Origin of the sequence: Shinella sp. 838, from assembly GCF_029623935.1 — a bacterium.
GTDB lineage: Bacteria > Pseudomonadota > Alphaproteobacteria > Rhizobiales > Rhizobiaceae > Shinella.
On sequence record NZ_JARSBQ010000013.1, the window covers coordinates 182,933 to 202,570 of the forward strand.

General features: G+C 62.5%; 20 protein-coding genes. 3 read left to right on the plus strand and 17 right to left on the minus strand.

The genetic code is table 11. The features are described 5' to 3' along the window. Position 1: 1 nt before the first annotated feature. Genes P9A16_RS28780 through P9A16_RS28790 form a run of 3 tightly spaced genes read right to left on the minus strand, consistent with a single transcriptional unit; the run spans position 2 to position 2,364 of the window. The gene (locus P9A16_RS28780) at positions 2-907 is read right to left on the minus strand and encodes an ABC transporter permease (RefSeq protein WP_023516943.1); all 906 of its coding nucleotides are present in this window, start codon (positions 905-907) and stop codon (positions 2-4) included. Positions 908-934: 27 nt separating this feature from the next. Further along, positions 935-2,008 (minus strand): ABC transporter ATP-binding protein, encoded by a 1,074-nt coding sequence (locus tag P9A16_RS28785; protein ID WP_037409049.1) that lies wholly within the window; start codon positions 2,006-2,008, stop codon positions 935-937. After that, entirely contained in the window at positions 1,987-2,364 is a 378-nt protein-coding gene (locus P9A16_RS28790; RefSeq protein ID WP_156032088.1) for a hypothetical protein, read from the minus strand. Before P9A16_RS28790 ends, P9A16_RS28785 begins: the two co-directional genes overlap by 22 nt. A 198-nt stretch (positions 2,365-2,562) precedes the next feature. Here P9A16_RS28790 and P9A16_RS28795 point away from each other — a divergent pair, with 198 nt between their 5' ends. After that, positions 2,563-3,573 carry a GntR family transcriptional regulator gene (locus tag P9A16_RS28795; protein ID WP_023515846.1) on the plus strand — a complete coding sequence of 337 codons (1,011 nt, stop codon included), beginning with the start codon at positions 2,563-2,565 and terminating at the stop codon, positions 3,571-3,573. A 296-nt stretch (positions 3,574-3,869) separates the two neighbouring features. Here the strand turns inward: P9A16_RS28795 and P9A16_RS28800 are convergent, their stop codons facing one another. From P9A16_RS28800 to P9A16_RS28820, 5 genes are all read right to left on the minus strand, one after another. Beyond that, positions 3,870-4,841, minus strand: a complete 972-nt coding sequence (locus P9A16_RS28800) for a biotin-dependent carboxyltransferase family protein (protein ID WP_024271364.1) — start codon at positions 4,839-4,841, stop codon at positions 3,870-3,872. Further along, positions 4,831-5,706 carry a 5-oxoprolinase subunit B family protein gene (locus P9A16_RS28805; RefSeq protein ID WP_278026266.1) on the minus strand — a complete coding sequence of 292 codons (876 nt, stop codon included), beginning with the start codon at positions 5,704-5,706 and terminating at the stop codon, positions 4,831-4,833. Before P9A16_RS28805 ends, P9A16_RS28800 begins: the two co-directional genes overlap by 11 nt. Next, positions 5,706-7,091 carry an acetyl-CoA carboxylase biotin carboxylase subunit gene (locus tag P9A16_RS28810; RefSeq protein ID WP_023513360.1) on the minus strand — a complete coding sequence of 462 codons (1,386 nt, stop codon included), beginning with the start codon at positions 7,089-7,091 and terminating at the stop codon, positions 5,706-5,708. Before P9A16_RS28810 ends, P9A16_RS28805 begins: the two co-directional genes overlap by 1 nt. Beyond that, entirely contained in the window at positions 7,088-7,330 is a 243-nt protein-coding gene (locus P9A16_RS28815; protein WP_023513359.1) for an acetyl-CoA carboxylase, read from the minus strand. Before P9A16_RS28815 ends, P9A16_RS28810 begins: the two co-directional genes overlap by 4 nt. A 79-nt stretch (positions 7,331-7,409) precedes the next feature. Beyond that, on the minus strand, positions 7,410-8,183 hold the full coding sequence (locus tag P9A16_RS28820) for a 5-oxoprolinase subunit PxpA (RefSeq protein WP_023513358.1): 774 nt from the start codon (positions 8,181-8,183) through the stop codon (positions 7,410-7,412). 255 nt (positions 8,184-8,438) lie between these two features. On the opposite strand from P9A16_RS28820, the gene P9A16_RS28825 reads away from it, so the two are divergent. Then, positions 8,439-9,341: a LysR family transcriptional regulator gene (locus tag P9A16_RS28825; RefSeq protein WP_023513357.1), complete on the plus strand. Its 903-nt coding sequence runs from the start codon at positions 8,439-8,441 to the stop codon at positions 9,339-9,341. A 49-nt stretch (positions 9,342-9,390) separates the two neighbouring features. Here P9A16_RS28825 and P9A16_RS28830 read toward each other — a convergent pair whose 3' ends face one another. From P9A16_RS28830 to P9A16_RS28865, 8 genes are all read right to left on the minus strand, one after another. Continuing rightward, positions 9,391-9,849, minus strand: coding sequence for a YHS domain-containing (seleno)protein (locus P9A16_RS28830; RefSeq protein ID WP_023513356.1), 459 nt, complete (start codon positions 9,847-9,849; stop codon positions 9,391-9,393). A gap of 70 nt (positions 9,850-9,919) precedes the next feature. Further along, positions 9,920-10,444, minus strand: a complete 525-nt coding sequence (locus tag P9A16_RS28835) for a hypothetical protein (RefSeq protein ID WP_023513355.1) — start codon at positions 10,442-10,444, stop codon at positions 9,920-9,922. Positions 10,445-10,564: 120 nt separating this feature from the next. Continuing rightward, complete coding sequence (locus P9A16_RS28840; RefSeq protein ID WP_023513354.1) at positions 10,565-11,371, minus strand: alpha/beta hydrolase family esterase; 807 nt, start codon at positions 11,369-11,371, stop codon at positions 10,565-10,567. 2 nt (positions 11,372-11,373) lie between these two features. Further along, a complete protein-coding gene (locus tag P9A16_RS28845) occupies positions 11,374-12,591 on the minus strand; it encodes a CaiB/BaiF CoA transferase family protein (RefSeq protein WP_278026267.1) in 1,218 nt (405 codons plus the stop codon). 5 nt (positions 12,592-12,596) lie between these two features. Continuing rightward, positions 12,597-13,802, minus strand: a complete 1,206-nt coding sequence (locus P9A16_RS28850) for an OpgC family protein (protein WP_439603970.1) — start codon at positions 13,800-13,802, stop codon at positions 12,597-12,599. Further along, positions 13,723-15,351 (minus strand): thiamine pyrophosphate-binding protein, encoded by a 1,629-nt coding sequence (locus tag P9A16_RS28855; protein WP_023513351.1) that lies wholly within the window; start codon positions 15,349-15,351, stop codon positions 13,723-13,725. Before P9A16_RS28855 ends, P9A16_RS28850 begins: the two co-directional genes overlap by 80 nt. 60 nt (positions 15,352-15,411) lie before the next feature. Continuing rightward, a complete protein-coding gene (locus P9A16_RS28860; protein WP_023513350.1) occupies positions 15,412-15,894 on the minus strand; it encodes a hypothetical protein in 483 nt (160 codons plus the stop codon). A gap of 28 nt (positions 15,895-15,922) precedes the next feature. Beyond that, entirely contained in the window at positions 15,923-17,251 is a 1,329-nt protein-coding gene (locus tag P9A16_RS28865) for a hypothetical protein (protein WP_023513349.1), read from the minus strand. A 376-nt stretch (positions 17,252-17,627) separates the two neighbouring features. Between P9A16_RS28865 and P9A16_RS28870 the strand changes: the two genes are divergently transcribed. Further along, positions 17,628-18,923, plus strand: coding sequence for a hypothetical protein (locus P9A16_RS28870; protein WP_024271363.1), 1,296 nt, complete (start codon positions 17,628-17,630; stop codon positions 18,921-18,923). Between the two features lie 93 nt (positions 18,924-19,016). On the opposite strand, the gene P9A16_RS28875 is transcribed toward P9A16_RS28870, so the two are convergent. Further along, complete coding sequence (locus P9A16_RS28875; protein ID WP_051758783.1) at positions 19,017-19,445, minus strand: LuxR C-terminal-related transcriptional regulator; 429 nt, start codon at positions 19,443-19,445, stop codon at positions 19,017-19,019. Between the last annotated feature and the right edge of the window lie 193 nt (positions 19,446-19,638).

Consider the following 19,638-nt stretch of genomic DNA (forward strand, 5'->3'; position numbering starts at 1 on the left):
CTCAGAGCTCCTTCCTGAGATCGACGACCCGAAGCATGGCGGCAACGACCGCCCCCATCAGGATGGTCAGCACCACGCCGGCGACGGCGGCGAAGGCCCATTTCAGCGAGCCGACCTGGGTGACGATGATGTTGCCGAGGAGGTTGACCTTGCGCCCGGAAAGGGCGGCCGACGTCGCGAATTCGCCGAGCACCATGACGGAGACGAAGATCGAGCCCACCACCACGCCCGGCATGGAGAGCGGCAGGATGATGGTTCGAAAAATCCGCCAGAAGCTCGCGCCGAGATCCTGCGCCGCCTCGATGACGGAGGGATCGATGCGACCGAGCATGAAGGCGATAGGCCCAACCATGAAGACGCAATAGATCTGCGTCATGCCGATGATGACCGAAAGTTCGGAGAAGAGCAGCACCTCGATCGGCTGGGTGACGATGCCGAGCTTCATCAGGATCATGTTGATCGCGCCCTCCTTGCCGAGCATCGGCCGCCAGGCGAGCACGCGGATGAGGAAGGAGGTCCAGAACGGAATGACGCAGAGCACCAACAGCGCCGTCGAGAGCGTCTTGTTCTTCACGAACAGTCCGACGAAGAGCGCCGCGGGATATCCGACGAGGAGCGTCGAGACGAGTACGATCAGCCAGATGCGGATCGTCGTCCAGAGCGCGCCGAGATAGGTGTCCGACGAGAAGAAGGTGACCCAGCTCTTCAGGGTCAGCGTCGGCTCGATCTTGAAGGTGGTCTGCGTCCAGAACGAGACGTATACCATCATCAGGATAGGCGCGACGAGGAAGAGCAGCATCCACAGGACGCCGGGGGCGAGCAGCCAAATGGTGCGGTCCGGCTTCTTGCGGGCGGCGGATGCCGCCGTCTCGACCGGCGTGTCATGGCTGGTGGCGGCCATCGTCATCTCTCATTCTCCGGGTGGATGGGGGCTTCAAACGAAGACAAGCGCGTCCTCCCGTTTCCAGATGAGGGCGTAGCGAGCCTTTTCCTCGAAAACCTCGGGCGCGGCGTGACTGAGATGGGTCTCCACCTCGAAGACGCGACCATCGTCGAGCGTGAAGAAGGAGTTGATCGCCGCACCGGAATACTCGCTGGCGACGAAGCTCGCCTCGATGCGCACCTCGTCGCCAGCGGCCGCCGCATCTCTCGGGCGGATCGCAACCCGGTCGTAACGGATGGCGTAGGCCTGCTTGCCGGATTTCTGCCTGCTGCCGCCAAGTGCCAGGCGGCCGACCGCGCTCTCGAAGACATCCCCCGACACCGCGCCGGAAAAGATGTTGTAGCAGTTGAGGAAACGCGCGACGTCGGCCGAGGCCGGGCGGCTGTAGAGCGTGCCGGCATCGCTCGATTGCGCAATGCGGCCGCGATCGAGCACCAGCACGGTGTCGCCCATGGCGAGCGCCTCGGTCTCGGACCCCGTGACATGCAGGAAGGTCACGCCGCAGCGCTCGCGGATCGTACGCAGTTCGCTGCGCATGCGTGTGCGCAGATTGGCATCGAGCGCGCCGAGCGGCTCGTCGAGCAACACCATGCTCGGCTCCGTCACCAGCGTGCGGGCGAGCGCGACACGCTGCTTCTGTCCGCCGGAAATCTGCGTAACGGCACGGTCTTCCAGGCCTGAAAGCCCGACGAGGCCGATCATGTCGCGTACCCGCACGGCAACGACCTTCGCATCCGTCACCGGATCGACTGCACGGTTTTCAAGGCCGAAGGCGATATTTTCGGCAACGCTGAGATGGGGAAAGAGCGCAAAGTTCTGGAAGACGAAGCCGATGCCGCGCTCATGTGGCGGCACACCGTCGATGCGCCGGCCGGCAAAGAGGATTTCACCGCCATCCGGCTGCTCGAAACCGGCGATGACCCGCAGAAGCGTCGTCTTGCCGGAACCCGACGGTCCAAGCAGCGAGACGTAACTATCCTCGGCCAGCATCGCATCGACGCCTGCAAGCGCCGGCACGCCGGCAAACGCCTTGTGTACATTTTTCAGTTGGAGGACGGCTGACAACTCTGTTCCCACCAGTTCCCGCCAGGACCTTCCTGCAGGCAAGGCTCCGCCGTCCACCGGACGGGAAGCCGCGTCCGGAGAAGACAAAGAGCTTGCAGTCCCGCATCGGTCAGATGCGCGGCGCAGCGTCGATCCTGAGCATTTCGTTTTGTTCCACTGTCGACGCCTCTTGCGGACGTCTTGGTATCAAAAGCATGGCATGAATGATTTTTGTATTCAATAGACTTTTTAGAAATTTCTATCGCGCAACCATTTTCGCCTTCAGGCCATAGAAATCCAGCCGCGACGACCTGACTTTCTCGCGCAGCCTCTTTCAACTCTCTGTCGATTTTTCGCGCATTGTGCGCAAAATTCATCGCATTCGCCGATAAAATCGGCGATCACTCCACAAAGACGGCACAGCCATCATGAATGCGCCGCCACTTTCCATCGTCAACGACAAGCGAAAGCCATATTCAATCTTTGTATTCAATAATCATTTATACTGTCCTTTCCTTGCGCCGGAGAATGCGTCAGAGTGCATCCCTCCACGAGGCCGACGGATACGGGATTCCATGACGGACGAGCAGGCAGCCACCGGCACCCAGCGGCGCTACGCGATCGCCGAGGACGTGCTGCGCAGCAATATCGAAACGGGCACGCTGCCACCCGGCCTGGTGCTCCTGGAAGGCCCGATCGCCGACATCCTGCAAACCTCGCGCGCGCCGGTGCAGCGCGCCTTGCAGACGCTGGAAGCGGAAGGATTGGTGCACCGCTTTTCCGGCCGCGGCTTTCTCGTCGGCCCGCCGGGCGCGGATGTCGAGCCGAACCGCACGGATATCAAGGCCCTCGGCCTCATCGTGCCGCGCCATGCCGACGAAGCCCTGCAAAGCCGTTCCTCCTGGGAGCGCATCTACAACCAGGTGGAAGCGGATGTGGCGGGCTGCGTGGTGTTCGGCCGCTACCGGATCATAGAGATGGAGCTCGCCAACCATTTCAACGTCAGCCGTACCGTGGTGCGCGACGTGCTGACGCGGCTGCGCGAGCGGGGCCTCGTGCGCAAGAACCAGAGCTCGCACTGGATCGCCGGGCCGCTGACCGCCCAGACGGTGAAGGACCATTTCGTGCTGCGCACCATGCTGGAACCGCCGGCGATCCGCCTCGGTGCCCGCGCCGTCAGCCAGGCACGGCTGGAAACCCTTTTGAGGCGCCTGCGCGGCGCCGAAGAGGCGAGCACCGCCGGGGCGCTGCGCGAGGTCGAGGCGATCCAGACCGAGTTCATCGAATGCTGCGTACTCGCCGCGCCGAACGAGCGGTTGAAGGACCTGGTGCGCAACAATCTCCTGCCCGTCACCGCCACCGACCGCCTGCTGCGCCGTCTTGGCCTGCCCGGCGATCCCGCGATCATAACGGAACTGCGCCTCGTCGCAGAACTTCTGCTGCGCGGGGCGACGGAAGCGGCGGTCTCCATGATGGAGACTCACCTGCAGGCTTCGCTGAACCGCACCATCGCCCAGATGAAGATCGTCGCGATCATTCCGGGGCCGGGGGTGACGGCCGCCTATCTGACGCCCGTTCTCGATTGAGCGCTGACGGTATCGTGCATCACTCGCTGGGCTGTGGGGCATATTGCCCTCTGGCCCGTCGGCCATTCCCTCCTCAAAGGGAGAAATTGGCAGGAGGCATGAACCTCGCGCAAATTGCAGCGCCGGGAATGGACGAAACGGTGCCCCATCCGATCTCCTCTCTCGCGAGGGGGATGGCCGGCAGATCAGAGGTGGGTGCACCCAAAGCATCCGCCGCACCGCAGTCAAAGACCCCGCCCCGTCAGGCGGTCCACGTCTCGTCCTGAGCGCGACGGCCGACCGCATAGCCCCGCCTCCTACGCCAGCGCTTGGCGCAGCTGCACAAGCCCCGCCTGCCGGACTTTCCGCGCCGTCAGCGCCTCCTCCATCGTCACCCTGACGAAGCGCGTCGGCGTATGCGGCTGGAGTTGGCCGATCAGGTCCATGTCGGCGGAAATGACCGTGCCGACCATGAAATAGCCGCCGCCGGAGACGGCGTCGCGGTGCAGGATGATCGGCTCCGTGCCGCCGGGCACCTGGATCGAGCCGTAGGGATAGCAGCTATCGACGATGTTCGACGGGTCCGAACCCGCCCCGAACGGCTGGTCCCGCTCGACGAAATCGAGCTTGCGCCCGCCCTTGAAGCGATAGCCCATGCGATCCGCCTCGTTCGCCACCTTCCATTCGTCGGCAAAAAAGTTTTCCTGCGACTGCTCGGTGACGCGGTGCCAGTAAAGGCCGGGCAGCACGCGCAGTTCCACCGGCAGGCCCGGCTTGCGGCGCAGCGCCTCGGGCACGGTCTTGCCCTCGCTTGCAAGGCTTCCCGCGCCGACCGGCAGTTCGTCGCCCGCCGCAAGCGGCCGGCCCTTGAAGCCGCCGAGCGCGCCGATCGGATAGGTCGAGCGGCTGCCGAGCGCTTCCGGCACGTCGATGCCGCCGGAAACCGCGATGCAGATGCGCGCACCGGATTTCAAAAAATCGAAGGTCAGCGTCTGGCCCGCCTTCACCCTGAAGGCCGTCCAGCCGGGCTGGGCAACGCCGTCCACCTTGACCGGCATGTCCGCGCCCGTCACGGCGACGAGCGCGTCTTCGGTGAATTCCAGCTTGGGGCCGATGAACACGGCCTCCAGCCCCGCCGCGCCCTCCTCGTTGCCGACCAGCAGGTTCGCCGCGCGCATCGCGAAACGATCCATCGCCCCGCCGACGGGAATGCCGAGATGAAAATAGCCGGGCCGGCCGAGATCCTGGACGGTGGTCGCGAGACCGTGATGTAGTACCTTAATGGCCATGGAGCATGCCCTCCAGCTTGACATTGGTGCCGTCGATATCCTTCTGGAAGTCCCTGAGGTCGAAACGCACCTCGCGGATAGGCGGGGCAAAACGGCCCTTGTCGACATCCTCCACCGCCTGGTCATAGGCGTCACGGTCGATCGGCTTGAACTTCACGATGTCGCCGGGGCGGAAGAACACCATGAAATCCCTGAGGTAACTGGTCGTCTGCGTCGGATCGAAGATCGGCATGGGCGTGATGCCAAACATCTGGTAGCCGCCCGCCCCGCGCACCGAATAGATGCAGCCGAAGCAGCCGCCATGGCCGACCGTGAGGCGCGGCGTGTCGGTGCGCGGCCTCAGATATTTCGGCACCTGGATCTGCCGCCGGCGCTCCACCATCTGGTACATAAAGGGCAGGCCCGCAACGAAGCCGACCATAGAGACGAACCAGGGCGAACCGGAATGCGCGCCGACAAAATCCTCCACCGAGCCGTAACCGTTGATGCGCGCGGCATAGTCGAGATCGGTGCCCGAGGGGTCCTGATGGCGCTCACGAAAGCGCATCAGCGTCTCATGCGTAAAGGGGTCGTTGTAGAAGACGGGGATTTCGACGATGCGGGTGGTCAGGACCGGCTCGGCCTTCTCCGCCGCGCCCTCGATGGCTTTCACCTCGCGCAGGATGTCGTCGGGGTGGATGATGTCCGGATTGAACTTCACCTGGAAGGAGGCATTGGCCGGGCAGATCTCCGTCACGCCCTTGATGCCGCTCTCGCGAACCCCCTTCGCCATGGACAGGCTCTTGAAGAAGGCTTCCAGCGACATCTCCTCGCTGCATTCGACGAACAGGTGCTCGTCGCCGCCAAATGTGTATCGGATGCTCATCAGGCAACCTCCGCAGTCGCGCCGGCCTTTGCGGCGAAATCGGTTTCAAGCCAATGTTCTAGGAAGCGGGTGTCGAAGGCGCCCCGCGTAACGCTGGCATCGGTGGCAAGCGCCAGATGCAACGGTATGGTCGTCGAAATGCCCTCGATAACGAGACCTTCCAGCGCGCCTTTCAGCCGCGCAAGGCAGGCCTCGCGCGTCTCGCCCCAGACGATCAGCTTGCCGACGAGCGAATCGTAGAAGGGCGGGATCGTGTAACCCTCGTAGAGCATGGTATCGAAGCGGATACCCTCGCCATCCGGCACGACGAGCCTGGTGATCGTGCCCGGCGCCGGCAGAAAACCCCTCGCCGGGTCCTCGGCATTGATGCGGCATTCGATGGCGTGGCCCTCGGCCACAACATCCTTCTGACCGATCGACAGCGGCGCACCGCCGGCAATGCGGATCATCTCTTCCACAAGGTCGATACCGGTGATCATCTCCGTCACGGGATGCTCGACCTGGATGCGCGTGTTCACCTCGATGAAATAGAAGTCACGCGTCGTCTCGTCATAGAGATACTCCACCGTGCCCGCGCCGCGATAGCTGACCTCCCGCGCCAGCGCCACCGCACTGTCGCACAGCCGCTTGCGCACCTCGGCGGGAAGCAGGAAGGACGGCGCCTCCTCCCAGACCTTCTGGCGGCGGCGTTGCAGCGAGCACTCCCGCTCGAAGCAGTGGACGAAGTTTTCGCCGTCGCCGAGGATCTGCACCTCGACATGGCGGGCCTTGGTGATGACCTTTTCGAGATAGAGCCCGCCATCGCCGAAGGAGGCGAGCGCCTCAGCCGACGCCTGCGGAAAATGTCGTTCAAGATCGGCGAGATCGGCGGCAATGCGGATGCCGCGACCGCCCCCGCCCGCTGCCGCCTTGATCATGATCGGAAAGCCGGTTTTCTCAGCCACGGCCCGCGCTTCCTCAAGGGTCGCAAGCCGCCCGGCGCTGCCGGGCACCGTCGGCACGCCGGCTCTTGCCGCCACTTCGCGCGCGGCCACCTTGTCGCCGAGCAGGCGGATGGCATCGCCTTTCGGGCCGATGAAGATCAGCCCCGCGGCCTCCACCGCATCGGCGAAATCGGCATTTTCCGAGAGGAAACCGTAGCCCGGGTGCACCGCATCGACGCTGGCCGCCTTGGCAGCGTTCACCACCGCCTCGATGTTGAGATAGGATTTCTTCGGCGCCGGCGAACCGATATCGACCGCCTGGTCCGCCAGTTTCACCGCCAGCATGTCCGCATCGGCGGCGCTGTGCACCTGCACGGTGCGAATGCCGAGCGCCTTGGCCGCCTTGATGATGCGCACCGCGATCTCCCCGCGGTTGGCGACGAGGATCGAGCGGATCGTCATGCCTCTACCTCGGCAATCACCTGCCCCGCCATGACCGGCTCCTCGTTGTCGACGAGGAAGGTAATGTTCCTGCCTTCGACGCCCGCCGGCACTTCCTGGAACGTCTTCATCACCTCGATGAGCCCGATCGCATCACCGCTCGAAACGCTGTCGCCATCCGTCTTGAACGGCGGCACGTCCGGCGAGGGCGAACGGTAGAAAGTGCCCGGCAGGGGCGATCTGATCTCGATCTTGCTCATATTGTCTCTCTCCACTTGAACTCTTTGTTGTCACGCACTTGCCGGCGCAAACCGCTTTCGAACGTTTGCCGGAACTGCGTCAGCGCCCGGCCGCCGAGACCGGCGCGATGCGAATGCCGGCCCCCACCAGCGCCTCCCGCATGCGGCTAACAATCTCGAAGGCGCCGAGCGTATCGGAATGGAAGCAGATGGATTCGAAGTCGATGGCGATGTCGTTGCCCTGCACCGTGCGCACCCGGCCCTCCTGGCAGGCGCGCAGCACCTTCTTCGCGATGGTGGCGGGATCCGGCCGGCCGGCATCGCGGGTGAAGACGATGGAGCCGCTGTCGTCGTAATCCCGGTCGGCATAGAACTCCCGCACGACCGGCTGACCCGCCTCCTGCGCCGCACGAAACGTCGCCGAGCCGCCCATGCAAAAGATGAAGGCGTTCGGCTCAACGGTGCGCATATACTGGACGAAAATCTGCGACAGTTCCGGATTGACCGCCATCTCCATGTAGAGCGCACCGTGCGGCTTGACATGTTGCAGGCGCACGCCGTGGCGATGGGCGAATTCCCTGATGGCCCCGACCTGGTAGACGATGTCGTTGACGAGTTCGCGCGCCGTGCCGGCGATCTTGCGCCGGCCAAAACCTTGCAGGTCGTTGTAGCCGGGATGCGCCCCGATGCCGACGCCGTGTTCGGCGGCAAGCCGCACCGTCTCGTCCATCAGGTTGGGATCGCCGGCATGGAAGCCCGCCGCAATATTGGCAGAGCTGATCAGCGGCATCAGCGCTGCGTCGTCTGTATCGCCGACGCGCCAGCGGCCAAAGGCCTCGCCCATGTCGCAATTGATATCGACGACCTCGCGCACTGCTCTACCCTCGCCTGCTGTTTTCCTCGAAAGAAACGCTAGGCGGTTTCAGGGCTTTTGAAAAATTCTATTTTTGCAGATACGAATTCTGAAAATCAGAACAATAAGCCTGCTTTTGTTGCAACGCAGAATCCAAAAAAAACAGTGAGATAACGCAGGAATGCCCAAAACTTTTCGACATCACGCCCAATTCTGCAGCGTGCATTCTGATTTTTCGATACCATGCCACGATAAACCAGAAGAGGAATTGCAGCCGTGACGATCAGCCTCCGCCAGATCCGCTACTTTGTCGCGACCGCCGAGCTCGGCCAGATCTCGCAGGCCGCGGTGGACCTCTCCATTTCGCAATCGGCGGTGACGACGGCGATCAAGGAGCTGGAACGCACGCTCGGCGCCAGCCTGTTCCTGCGCGCCCCGCACGGCATGGACCTGACGCCCGCCGGCCGCCAGTTCCTCTCGCATGCCTATGAGATCCTGAAGAAGGTCGACGAGGCGATGCATCTCAACGTCGTCAGCAGCGAGATCGAAGGTACGCTGACGGTCGCCGCGACCTATACCGTCATCGGCTATTTCCTTCCCCTCCATATCGAGCGCCTGCGCCGCCTCTTCCCGAGGCTCGAGATCCAGCTTTTCGAGTTGAACCGCGAATCCATCGAGGAGGGGCTGCTGAGCAATCGCTACGATATGTCGGTGCTGCTCACCTCGAACATTCTCAACCCGGCCCTGGTGACGGAAAAGGTTTTGAGCTCCACCCGCCGCCTCTGGCTCCCCGCCCAGCACCCGCTGCTGCAGATGGAAACCGTCGGCTTCAAGGAGATTGCCGAGGAACCCTACATCATGCTGACGGTGGACGAGGCCGCCCATTCCGCCCTGAAATACTGGAGCGCCACCCCCTACCAGCCGCGCGTCATCCTGCGCACGTCGTCCGTGGAAGCCGTGCGCTCTCTCGTCGCCAATGGCCAGGGCGTCGCCATCCTCTCCGACATGGTGCACCGCCCCTGGTCGCTGGAAGGCCGCCGCATCGAAACCGTCAACATCGCCGACCCCGTGCCCGCCATGGATGTCGGCCTCGCCTGGCGCCGCAACATGGAGCTCACCCCACCCATGCTCGCCTTCCGCTCCTATTTCCAGCAGGTGTTTCACCTGCCGGAACGGTAGTATTGCGGCAAACCTCGACACCGGAATTGAGTGACCGCCAAGCGGCTGCCTAAGGCTCCGCCTGCACCTTCACCTCGCCCCAGTTTTCATCCGCCTTTTGGATGTAGCCTTTGGTATCCTTGCTCCAGAGCGCTTTGATATCGTCGTTGTAGTTCAGGTAGAGCTTTCCATCGACGATACTGAAGGCCTGCGGTTCGGTGGGCGCCTTGTAACCTTTCGCGGTGCCATAGGCGCAGTAGCCGCCATATTGCGGGACATAACGCACGGGATCGCGCAGGAACGCCTCCCGGTTCGCCGCGGTGGAGAAATGGAAAATCGCCCCCTTGTAGGGAGCGGAGAATGCGCTCGACCCCTTCACGGGGCCGCCTTCGGTGAAGTAGGCGACCGCATCATATCCATTGATCGCAACGCCTTCCTTCGAAAACACCTCTCCTGCCTTCGCCAATGCGGGCGACAGCACGGATGCAAGGCAGACGACGGTAGGAATGAGAACGCTGGCCTTCAACATGGGTGGTCCTTTCGTTGATTTCCGATTGTTGCCGGTTCCGGCAGCTGGAGGATAAGGCGCTTTGTGGTGCCTATTGTGCGCACCTCGACAGGGCGGCGAGCGCTTCGAGTTCGCGAATGCGGGCTTCCTTGTCCGTTGGGGCGACGAACAGCGAGAGAGCGTCGTCGGGCGAACGGGAAACACACCAGAATGCCAGCGAAAACAACGCGGGTGTCATGGCGCTCGCCAAGGCGGGTTCCCGCCGCTTTCCCGGCATCTCGAGCTCCAGGCCTCCCCAGATCGTCAGGTCGCATCCATCGCCGACGCTACAGCGCAAGATCGCGCCTACGGATCGGCCCGGCGCACGCCGCACGGCCAGCGATACCTCCGCATCGACATGCAGGCGGATCGTCGAGGGGGCCATCACATGCGGCAGCGTGCCAAGACCGGTCGTTGCCTGAAGGGGAGCGTCGGGGCACGCGATCGAGAGCGACCTTTGCAATTGAATGAAGTGGGCAAGGCTCGGGTTCAGCGTCTGCCCCCACGGACTTGTCCCTTCCCCAAAAAGCCGGACGACACCGCGACCCGAATGGAATTGCGACTTCGATTGCAGCACAAGACGCTCCTTTGTCTCGATGCCGGAACGGCTGCCTGCCGCCCCGGCTCACTGCAACAGCTACGGTCCCGGACAGGAATTTGTTACAGGCCGGTGGGCATTTCCGGCAGACGATCGGCGCTATTTCGGAAACCCGACAGCCGTCAGGCCGGCATCCAGCATGTCGGCGCGCGCCTGGTGTCCGCCGCCATGGATGCACATGGTGCTGCTGCCCCTGAGGCAGCCGGGCGCGACCTCACAATCGATGCCGTCAAGGGTGATCCTTGTTCTTGCTTCATCCTCGCACAGCGCCCGTCGGCGCAGGATGGCCACACTCTTGTAGGCGTCGCCCTGATGACGCGTCGCGCCGATGGCTCGACCGGAAAGCGGAAAGGTCCGGTCAGCGGTGCCATGGAAATGGATCATCGGCGGGATCTCCGCCACGCAATCTTCCGGCCGCGGCAAGGGGTTCCAGAAGACGCCTGAAAACGTCACCATCGCCGCCGCCTTCTCCCCCTGCTGGCAGGCCGTGTACCACGCCATGGATGCACCGATGGAGAACCCGCCGATCACGATCTTGTTCGCCGTGAAGCCGTCGCGCGCCGAAAGGTCATCGAGAACCTCGGCAATGAAGGCTTGCTCATCCCGGCCCGTCCACGCTCCATTGGGAAAGGACCAGCCGCCCTTCGTTCCATCGACGGCGACATAGGCCAGATGGTGAGCGAGCGTGGTGGCCATAAGGGAGGCCTGCTGCATCTGCAGCTCTGCGGACCCCTTGAAGCCATGGAAATACACATAGGCGCCACGAACATCCCCGTCCTCGGGCATGGCGATCCTGTAGTTGCCGGAGGGAACCATCCGCACAACCGGCTCGGCACCAAGCGCGTCTGCGACACTGACAGAAGCCGCCATGACGAGAGCAAGGACAAGGAGGGAGCGGTGCAACATGATCACGGTTGTCTTTCGGCAGCAGCCTCGGCCAGAGCAAGCTCGGCCATGATTTCGTCTCCATGCTCCCCGACATGCGGTGGCGGGCGATCGAACCGAACCGGCGTTGCCGACATCTTCAAGGGGTTTCCGAGCAGACGCAGGATTCCACCGTCACCAGCCGGCATCTCGACCACCATGTCGCGCGCGACCGTGTGCGGGTCGGACAGAACCTGATCGATCGTCGCAACGCGTCCCGCGGGTATGCCCGCCGCGACAAGCCGGCGTTCCCAGGCCTCGGCCCCGTCCGCCTTCAGCGCATCCGAAAGGATGCCGTCAAGCGCGTCCATATGGACGACACGATCCCGGTTGCGGCGGAACCGTTCGTCTAGGGCGAGGTCGGGAAGGCCCAGCTCGACGCAGAAGCGGGCAAACTGCTGGTCGTTGCCGACCGCAATCGCAATCTCCCCGTCGGCAGTCCCGAAGGTCTGGTAGGGCGCGATGTTCGGGTGCCGGTTGCCGATACGACCGGGCACCTTGCCCGACACGAGATGGTTGGTGGCCGCGTTGATCAGCCAGGCGACCTGCGCGTCATAGAGCGCCAGGTCGATATATTGGCCTTCGCCGGTCGCGTCGCGGTGGCGAAGCGCGGCAAGGATGCCGACCGCCGCGTACATGCCGCACATCACGTCGGCGATACCGAGGCCGACCTTCACCGGCCGCCCGCCAGCCGTATCGCTCTCTCCGGTGATGCTCATGATGCCGCCCATCGCCTGGATGAGGAAGTCGTAACCGGTGCGATCGGAATAGGGACCTGTCTGGCCGAAACCCGAAATCGAACACCAGACGATGTCGGGTTTGATCCCCCGGATAATCTCGTAGCCGAGGCCACGCCTGTCGAGGTCGCCCGGCTTGTAGTTCTCGATGACCACGTCGGAAATGGCCGCAAGCCGCTTGACGAGGGCTACGCCCTCCGTCGTTGCAAGGTCTATGGCGATGGACCGCTTGTTGCGGTTGGCAGCAAGAAAATAGGCACTGAGATCGCTGTCTTCCCCATCGGCACCGGGCACGAAGGGAGGCCCCCAGCTTCGCGTGTCGTCGCCTGCCCCGGGACGCTCGACCTTGATGACATCCGCACCGAGATCCGCGAGGAGCTGGGTGCAGGTCGGCCCGGCAAGGATGCGGGAGAGATCGAGAACACGAAGCCCCGCAAGGCTGCCGGCCGTCTGGCTGCTGGACATGATGTTCACGCTCTCCACGGCAGGGTCTTGAACCAGCCAACGAGGTAGGCCGTCGCGATCAGGATGGTAAAACCGGCGATGTTGCCTGCGGCCTCCGCCAGCGGGCCACGCCCCGCGGCATCAAGAACGATGCCGATCCCCTGTGCCAGCACCATGCCCGTCACGAAGACGGCAAGCGATTGCTGCCCGACGACGCTGACCGCACGGACGATCGGCCCCTTGAGGCGCCGCCCCCTTTCCCCGACCACATGGACGGCGATGTAGGCAAGAGCGGAAAAATGGACAAAGCGCAGGAGGCCGAACTGCGTCTTGTCCGTCAGCGGCGCAAGGTCGACGGCAATCCGGCGCAGAAAGGGTTCGGCATCCAGAAGGATGTACCAGGCGAAAGGCACGGTGGCGACCACGCACAGAACGGCGAGCGCCAGCAGGCGCCGGCTTCTCCTCGGCGGTTGAATGCTGCCGCGCATGATGAAGAAGCCGGTGAAGAAGAGAAGCTGCCATCCGAACGGATTGAGAAACCACTGCCGATCGGACCAGGGCTCGGCCGAAAAGCGGGCATAGCCGAATTGCGCCAGAAGCCACAGGCCGACCATGGCGACGAATGGCAAGGCACGATGTACCCGCTCGGCGAAAAGCATCACCGGCAGCAGAGCCAGGATGACGATATACATCGGCAGGATATCGAAATAGTTCGGCACGTAGCGCAGGGTCAGAAGGCCGGCGAGAAGCTGACCGGGATCCTTGATGAACGGGATCAGATTGAGCTGGCCGAGATAGGAGTTTCCGCTGGGCGCTGTGCCCACGGCCGTCATCAGGGCCACCACCACGATGAAGACGATCACATGTGCCCAATAGATCTGCCAGATGCGTTGTGCGGTGCGGGCAATCAACGCCGAGGCACCGTTGCGGTCGAACGTCGTGCCGAAGGCGATCGCCGAGGCCATGCCCGAAAGAAAGACGAACATCTCGGTGGCATCGGAAAAGCCGAAACGTGCAGGTATCCACAGCGCCCATCGGTCGTTGGGAATGTGTGCCAGAAGGATGATCAGCATGCCCACGCCACGAAAGAAATCGAGCCGCGGGTCGCGCTCTCGCTTGAGGGCGCGTCCGGTGGAGAACGCCCCCTTCGTCTCAGAACGCTCCGTCGTAGTCGGTGACGTCGAACTTGCAGGCGATGAGGGTGAAGTTTTGCCGTATGCCGGCAGCCTCAAGCTCGTCACGTAGCTCATCGGGATTCTCCACGGAAACGCCATGCCCTCCGAAACCGCGGGCGATGGTGGCAAAGTCGGTTTCGCCGAGCTTGACCCCGGCGGTTCGCAGGCCGGCGCCGGCCTGTTTCAGTTCGATCAAAGCGAGACTGCGATCCTGGAAGACGACGATCGTCAGCGGCAGGCCAAGATCGCGCACGGTGGCAAGCTCACCGATCCCCATTTCCAGGCCGCCATCGCCCATGACCGCAAAGACCCGGCGTGCCGGATCGGCAGTCCTTGCCCCGATTGCGAGCGGCAACGCCGCATTCATCGTGCAGAAACCAGCCGATTGCAGCAGCGTCAGCGGCCGCTTCGCCACCCATTTCTGCGACAGCAGGATGCGATGCGCACCGCTATCGACAGCGACAACGGAATCAGGGCCTGCAGCCGCATTCAACTGGTTGACGATGGCATGCGGTCCCCAGGATTTCCGCGTGGAGAAAAGCCGCAGCAGATAGGCCCTGAAGCTGGCGGGCTCCCCGCCCGGCCAGGAGCCGCGGCTTTCAAGGCACAGGTTGAGCCCCTCAAGAAACGCGGCGGGTGCAGCAGCAATCCGCGTGCCGGCATGATGCATGCCATGGCTTGGAGCCGCCATGCCGATATCGACCAGGATCGACTGATCGCTGACGAAATCCAGCCAGCCGAGACGCATCTCGATCGGATCATAGCCTATCAGGAGGACAAGATCGGCCTTGCCGGCAAGATCCAGAAGAATGCGGTCCGCCAGCGGAGACAGGCCCGCGCCACCGAGACAAAGCGGATGGTCTTCCGGGATCACGCCCTTTGCCTTGTAGGTCGTTATGACGGGCGCACCGATGCTTTCCGCAAGTCGTTGAAGCCCGTCTCCCGCCGCCCCACGCGCCGCCTCGAACCCAGCGATGATCAGCGGCCGCTCCGCCTTCCGGATCTTCTCCGCCAGCAAGCCCACGGACACATCTTTGCTCGCCACGGCCGGTGCCAGAAGGACAGGGGAAAGGACGATCGCCGTCCGCGGCGCAGCTGCGGCAGCAACCGACGGCGACAGATCGAGATGCACCGGCCCCTTCGGCTCCGCCGTGGCGATCGCGATGGCGCGCGCCACCGTCGAGGAGGCGCTTTCAGGCTCGATCTCGAAGGAGGCTTTGACCAGGGGACGCAGAAGCGCACCATGGTCGATGACCTGATGCGTGTAGCGCGCCCTGGTCGGCCGGTCGACAATCCCGGAGAGGACAATCAACGGAATACGCTCCTGGGCGGCATCGGCGATGCCGTTGACCGCGTTGGCAAGCCCCGGGCCCACCGTCGTGACCAGCAGTTCCGGATTGTCCGTCATGGCGCTCGCGCCGGCAGCCATGATCGCGGCCGCCGTCTCGTGTCGGGCGAGGTGGAACGCAATACCGGCCAGGCCAAGGCCATCCAGGAGCGTGACGACCTCCCCGCCCGGCATGCCGAATGCGTGGCGAACGCCATGGGCATGAAGTGTCGCGGCAACGACGTCCGCGACCCGGAGCGTCGAGTTCTTGTCGGGCATTTTGGATTCTCTACGGTTGCAGGCCGATGGACTGTTGCCGGAACACCTTCGGCAAGGTTCCTATCGCTCGACGGCGCGCACGATGAAGGCAACGACGATGCCGAACAGGACATGGCCGACCAGCGAAGCCCAGGTCAGCGTGATGAAGCCGAGGAACGGCGGGAAACCGGCAACGAGATACGCCATGACATAGAGCGCGAAGACCCAAAGCCCGATGCCAAAGCCGATGCCCGTGAGGAGGAGCGGCAGTTTCGGCAGGATCAGGCGCTGTAGCGGCCGGGCAACGAACAGATAGCCGATCGGATAGAAGACGATGCCGACGATGGCGTGGATGACCTCCGCAAGCAGCAGGTTGTTGAAGCCGAACACCGACTGAACAAGGGCCGCCGGCTGCAGAGGACCACCGACCCACAGCGGCGTGATCAGGCGCGCCCAGATTTCCCAGGTGATGTCGGCAGCAAGTCCTGCAAAAAGGACTGTTCGCACAAGACCCGGCCGGATTTCCGGAAAGATGGCTGCCTTGTTCATTTCCATCATCGACATGACTGTTCTCCGTGTTGGGCGATGTGTTTCAGGCCGAAAGGCGCATGCCGACCGAACGCTCGATCGACTGGAAGAGCTGATCGTCCGCCTTCAGCCTCTGGCGGATCCGGCCGATCCTGGAGACGGTAGCCCCGTCGCCGCCCTTGCCGACGGCCTTTGCCAGGGCGAGGACGAAGAAATCACGCTGGGCATTGCTGCCGCCGATCTTCGGCAGGTTGGCGACCATGCGGTCGATGCTCTGGCGATCGGCCGGCGCATCGAGCCCGGCGAGGATGCGCGCCATCGGCACGCCGATTTCCGCGGCGACCCGCGCCTGGTCCCCCTTTCCCCACGCCTTGAAGTCGATTTCCGAAACCAGCTCCCGCACGCCGCGATGATCGCCGGCCGCAACCATGGCCGCCAGATTGTGGAGCGCCGCGAAGACCAGGGTCGTATCCCGGCGGCGCCCATGGGCGACCTCGGCCAACTGCTCCCAACGCTCCCCGACATGAACACCGGACTGCTCGAGACGCCACAGGAGGGACACCGCATTCGCCATATCGCGGAAGTCGTCGGTCGGCTGCGGCCGAACCTCGTCGTCGTAGATTTGCAGCACACGCTCGTGATCACCACCCTCTAGATGCAGAAGGCCGAGATGCCAGGCCATGTGGAATGAAAAATTGTTGCAGCGCGACCAAGTGCTGCGGCTGTTTTCGAGCCAGTCGATGCCCGGCCGCGTGTCTCCCCGCATTTCGAACACATGGGACACGGCATGCAGCCCCCATGCGTCATCGGGTTGCAGCGCCACTGCCCGCCGGCCGACCCGCAACGCTTCGTCATAGCGCCCGTGTTCCTCCAGCGAAAAGGCATGGCAACCGAGAATGAACCCGGCCGCCTTGCTTGCCGGATCGAGGCGCAGGGCCGCACGGCTGCTGGCAGCAAGCATACCGGCCTGATCGCCCGCCATGAAACGGAGGGCGTGGGAAAGCTTGAACGGCAGGAACGTGGCCGGGCGCGTCTCGAAACCATCCTCGAGCATGTCCGCGGCGTGGCGGAACCAGCCCCGTGTCGCCGCCTCCAGGGCCTCCACGAGGGTCCGCTCATCCGTCGAGCCGCCCTTCTTCTTCGCCAGTGCCCTGCGCGCATCGGCAAGCGCCGCTTTTGTTGTCGGAAGCAGCTCCGAACGGGCCAGGATGAGATTGGCAAACCCCTTCAATGCGTGGGACGGCACATGATCGGGATCCGCCAGGAGTACTTTCTGCAGTTCAGCAGCTGTATTCGGGCGATGCGCCGCAAGCCCGAACACAGCATTTTCGAAAGCTCTTTGCGCTTCGTGACTGTCTGTCGTGGTCACGAGACCGTATGAATCAATGCTCATCAAGTCACTCCGTAGAGAAGAGGCGGCCGTGCCCTCCTGATCCTCAAGAACGGCGACCGACAAATGCACCTACGTGGGCAACAAGAGCGCTGTTACAGCGCTTTTGTATTTTTTTGAAAGTGATGCGCCACTCGATACTGAAAACCATCTCCGATTGTACGATCGCCAGTCATTTCCCCGTCGCAGACATGCCAGCCACCTTCGACAGTGGCGTTCAGACCAGTGCAAGACAGATTGAGTGCCCTTTGTGCCTCGCCTTAAAGCGGAACACGCCGGCGCGACACGGAGGTGCCGGTGGTCCGCTACGTCGAATGGCTGTGTTGCGCTACCGGCGTTCCGTCGCAATCATGGCGATACGAAAGGCCGGAGGTTCGCCATGGCATGGATCGGCACAGTGCTTCTCCTGCTGACCTCCCTTGCCTTTCTGGGCTGGGGGCTTTGGAAACGTGGCGGCTTCTACGGCTTTCCGTTTCTCGCCGCCGCCATGTTCCTGACATTCGTCCTGCCGCAGATCCCTGGCCTCATCAACGACCGCTTCATGCCGCAGGACGGCGCCCTGACGCGCGCGATCTTCTTTTCCTGGTTGTGTCTTGTGATGTGCGCCATCGGCTGGGAGGTGGGGCGGCATTCGAAATTGGGCTGGGACGCCAACTTCAGCGAAAAGCGGCTGCTTGCCTGCTCCGCCGCGCTGTCACTGATCGGCGCCTACTTCTTTCACAAGTTCGGCCAGCTCGACGATGAGCAGCGCCTCCGTGGTTTTCTCACCGGAACCGCCGTCGCATACCTCTTCTTCGCCAAGCTCCTGACCTACGGACTTGCAATCGCGCTGCTGTGTTTCGCACGCCGACGTTCGTCGATGGCGCTGTGGATCATTCTGTTCGACCTCGTGTTCTATTTTGATCGCATCGTGATCGCCGGGCGGCGTGGCGAGACCGCGGAACTCGCTTTGATGATAGCGCTCGCGCTCTGGTTTCACCGGGGATATGCCGTACCTCGGTATGTCGTGGCATCGAGCCTGGTCTTCGCCGTTGTCGGCCTGCTCGCCGCCGGCGAATACCGTGCGGCGACCTACTATAGCGGGGCGCCGAACTGGCGTGCAGTCCTCGACATCAACCTTGCGGAAAACTGGAACAAGCTGATCAAGGAAGGCGGACCGGAATTCCGCAATCTGGCCTTCTCGCTTTCCTACGTCTCCGAAAACAACGCCTATGACTACGGCTCGACCCACTGGAACACGCTGGTTCATTCTTATGTGCCGGCCCAGCTCATCGGTTCGGCACGCAAGGAAGCACTCTATTTTCGAAACCCTGTGCGCTACGCGGTCGGTTACGAACCGGCACCAGGAACGACGCCAACGGGCATGATGGATGCCTTCGCCTCGTTTTCCTACTTCGGATGCTTGAAATTCGCGCTGGTCGCCTTGCTGCTGGCAGGCATCTACTCGTGCGCCATGCAGGGCAACACGGCCATGCAGCTGCTTTACATGTTGTCCGCCATACCGGGCATGCTTGTCGTGACGCATTTCACGAACGAGATCGCCATCGCTTGGGTACACACCGCGCTCTTCATGATACCGGTGCTTCTGATCGCCCGGATCCCGGCTACACGCGCAACGCGCGATTGTCCTTCACCTGTTGTGGAAAAGCGCCACAGCCTTCATTTGCAGGGATAAAGTTACAGGAAAACTCGAAATACTACCAAGCTCTCGGTAGCTTTCTCAAGAGATATGGGGGGATAACCGTATCTCGAAGGAAGCCGGCATCGGCTAAAGCTGCGCGAAGAAAACTTCCATAAGCTGCGCAATCCCGTGGGTTCCGGTTTTCTGGTAAATTCGGTGTATGTGCGCTTCGACGGTTCTTGGATGAATGCCAAGACGCTCAGCGATGGTCTTTGCCGAGCGCCCCTCCACCAGTTCCATGAGAATCTCATGCTGGCGCCGAGACAAAGTGGACAGGAGATTGTTGCTCACTCGCGCAGCAGCCACCCGCGAATGGTCAATTATATATAAGCATAGTCTTTTCCCATTTATTTCGAAGAATGGCCCGACCTGATATGGAACATCTACTTCATTTATCCCATTATTGTCCAATTCTTGAGCAATCGCCCTGAGAATTTCAGAGATTTTCTTCGCGACACCGACAGTAGAGATGGCTTTTTCTGGCTCCAGGGTCAGAGCAATTTGTCGCGATTTCATCTATGACTCCCGTGTGATCGTCATCGACAGGATAAGGCATACTCAATAACGTGAACGGAGGCTTATTTATTCACCAAAGAGAGCAAAACATCCTGTTTGCGGTTCAGCGGCCCATTTGCAGAAATACGATAGCCGGAGGATGGTTTTACAACCAAAGGCAAACCGATCTTTGGAAGACTGCAAAATACCGGAC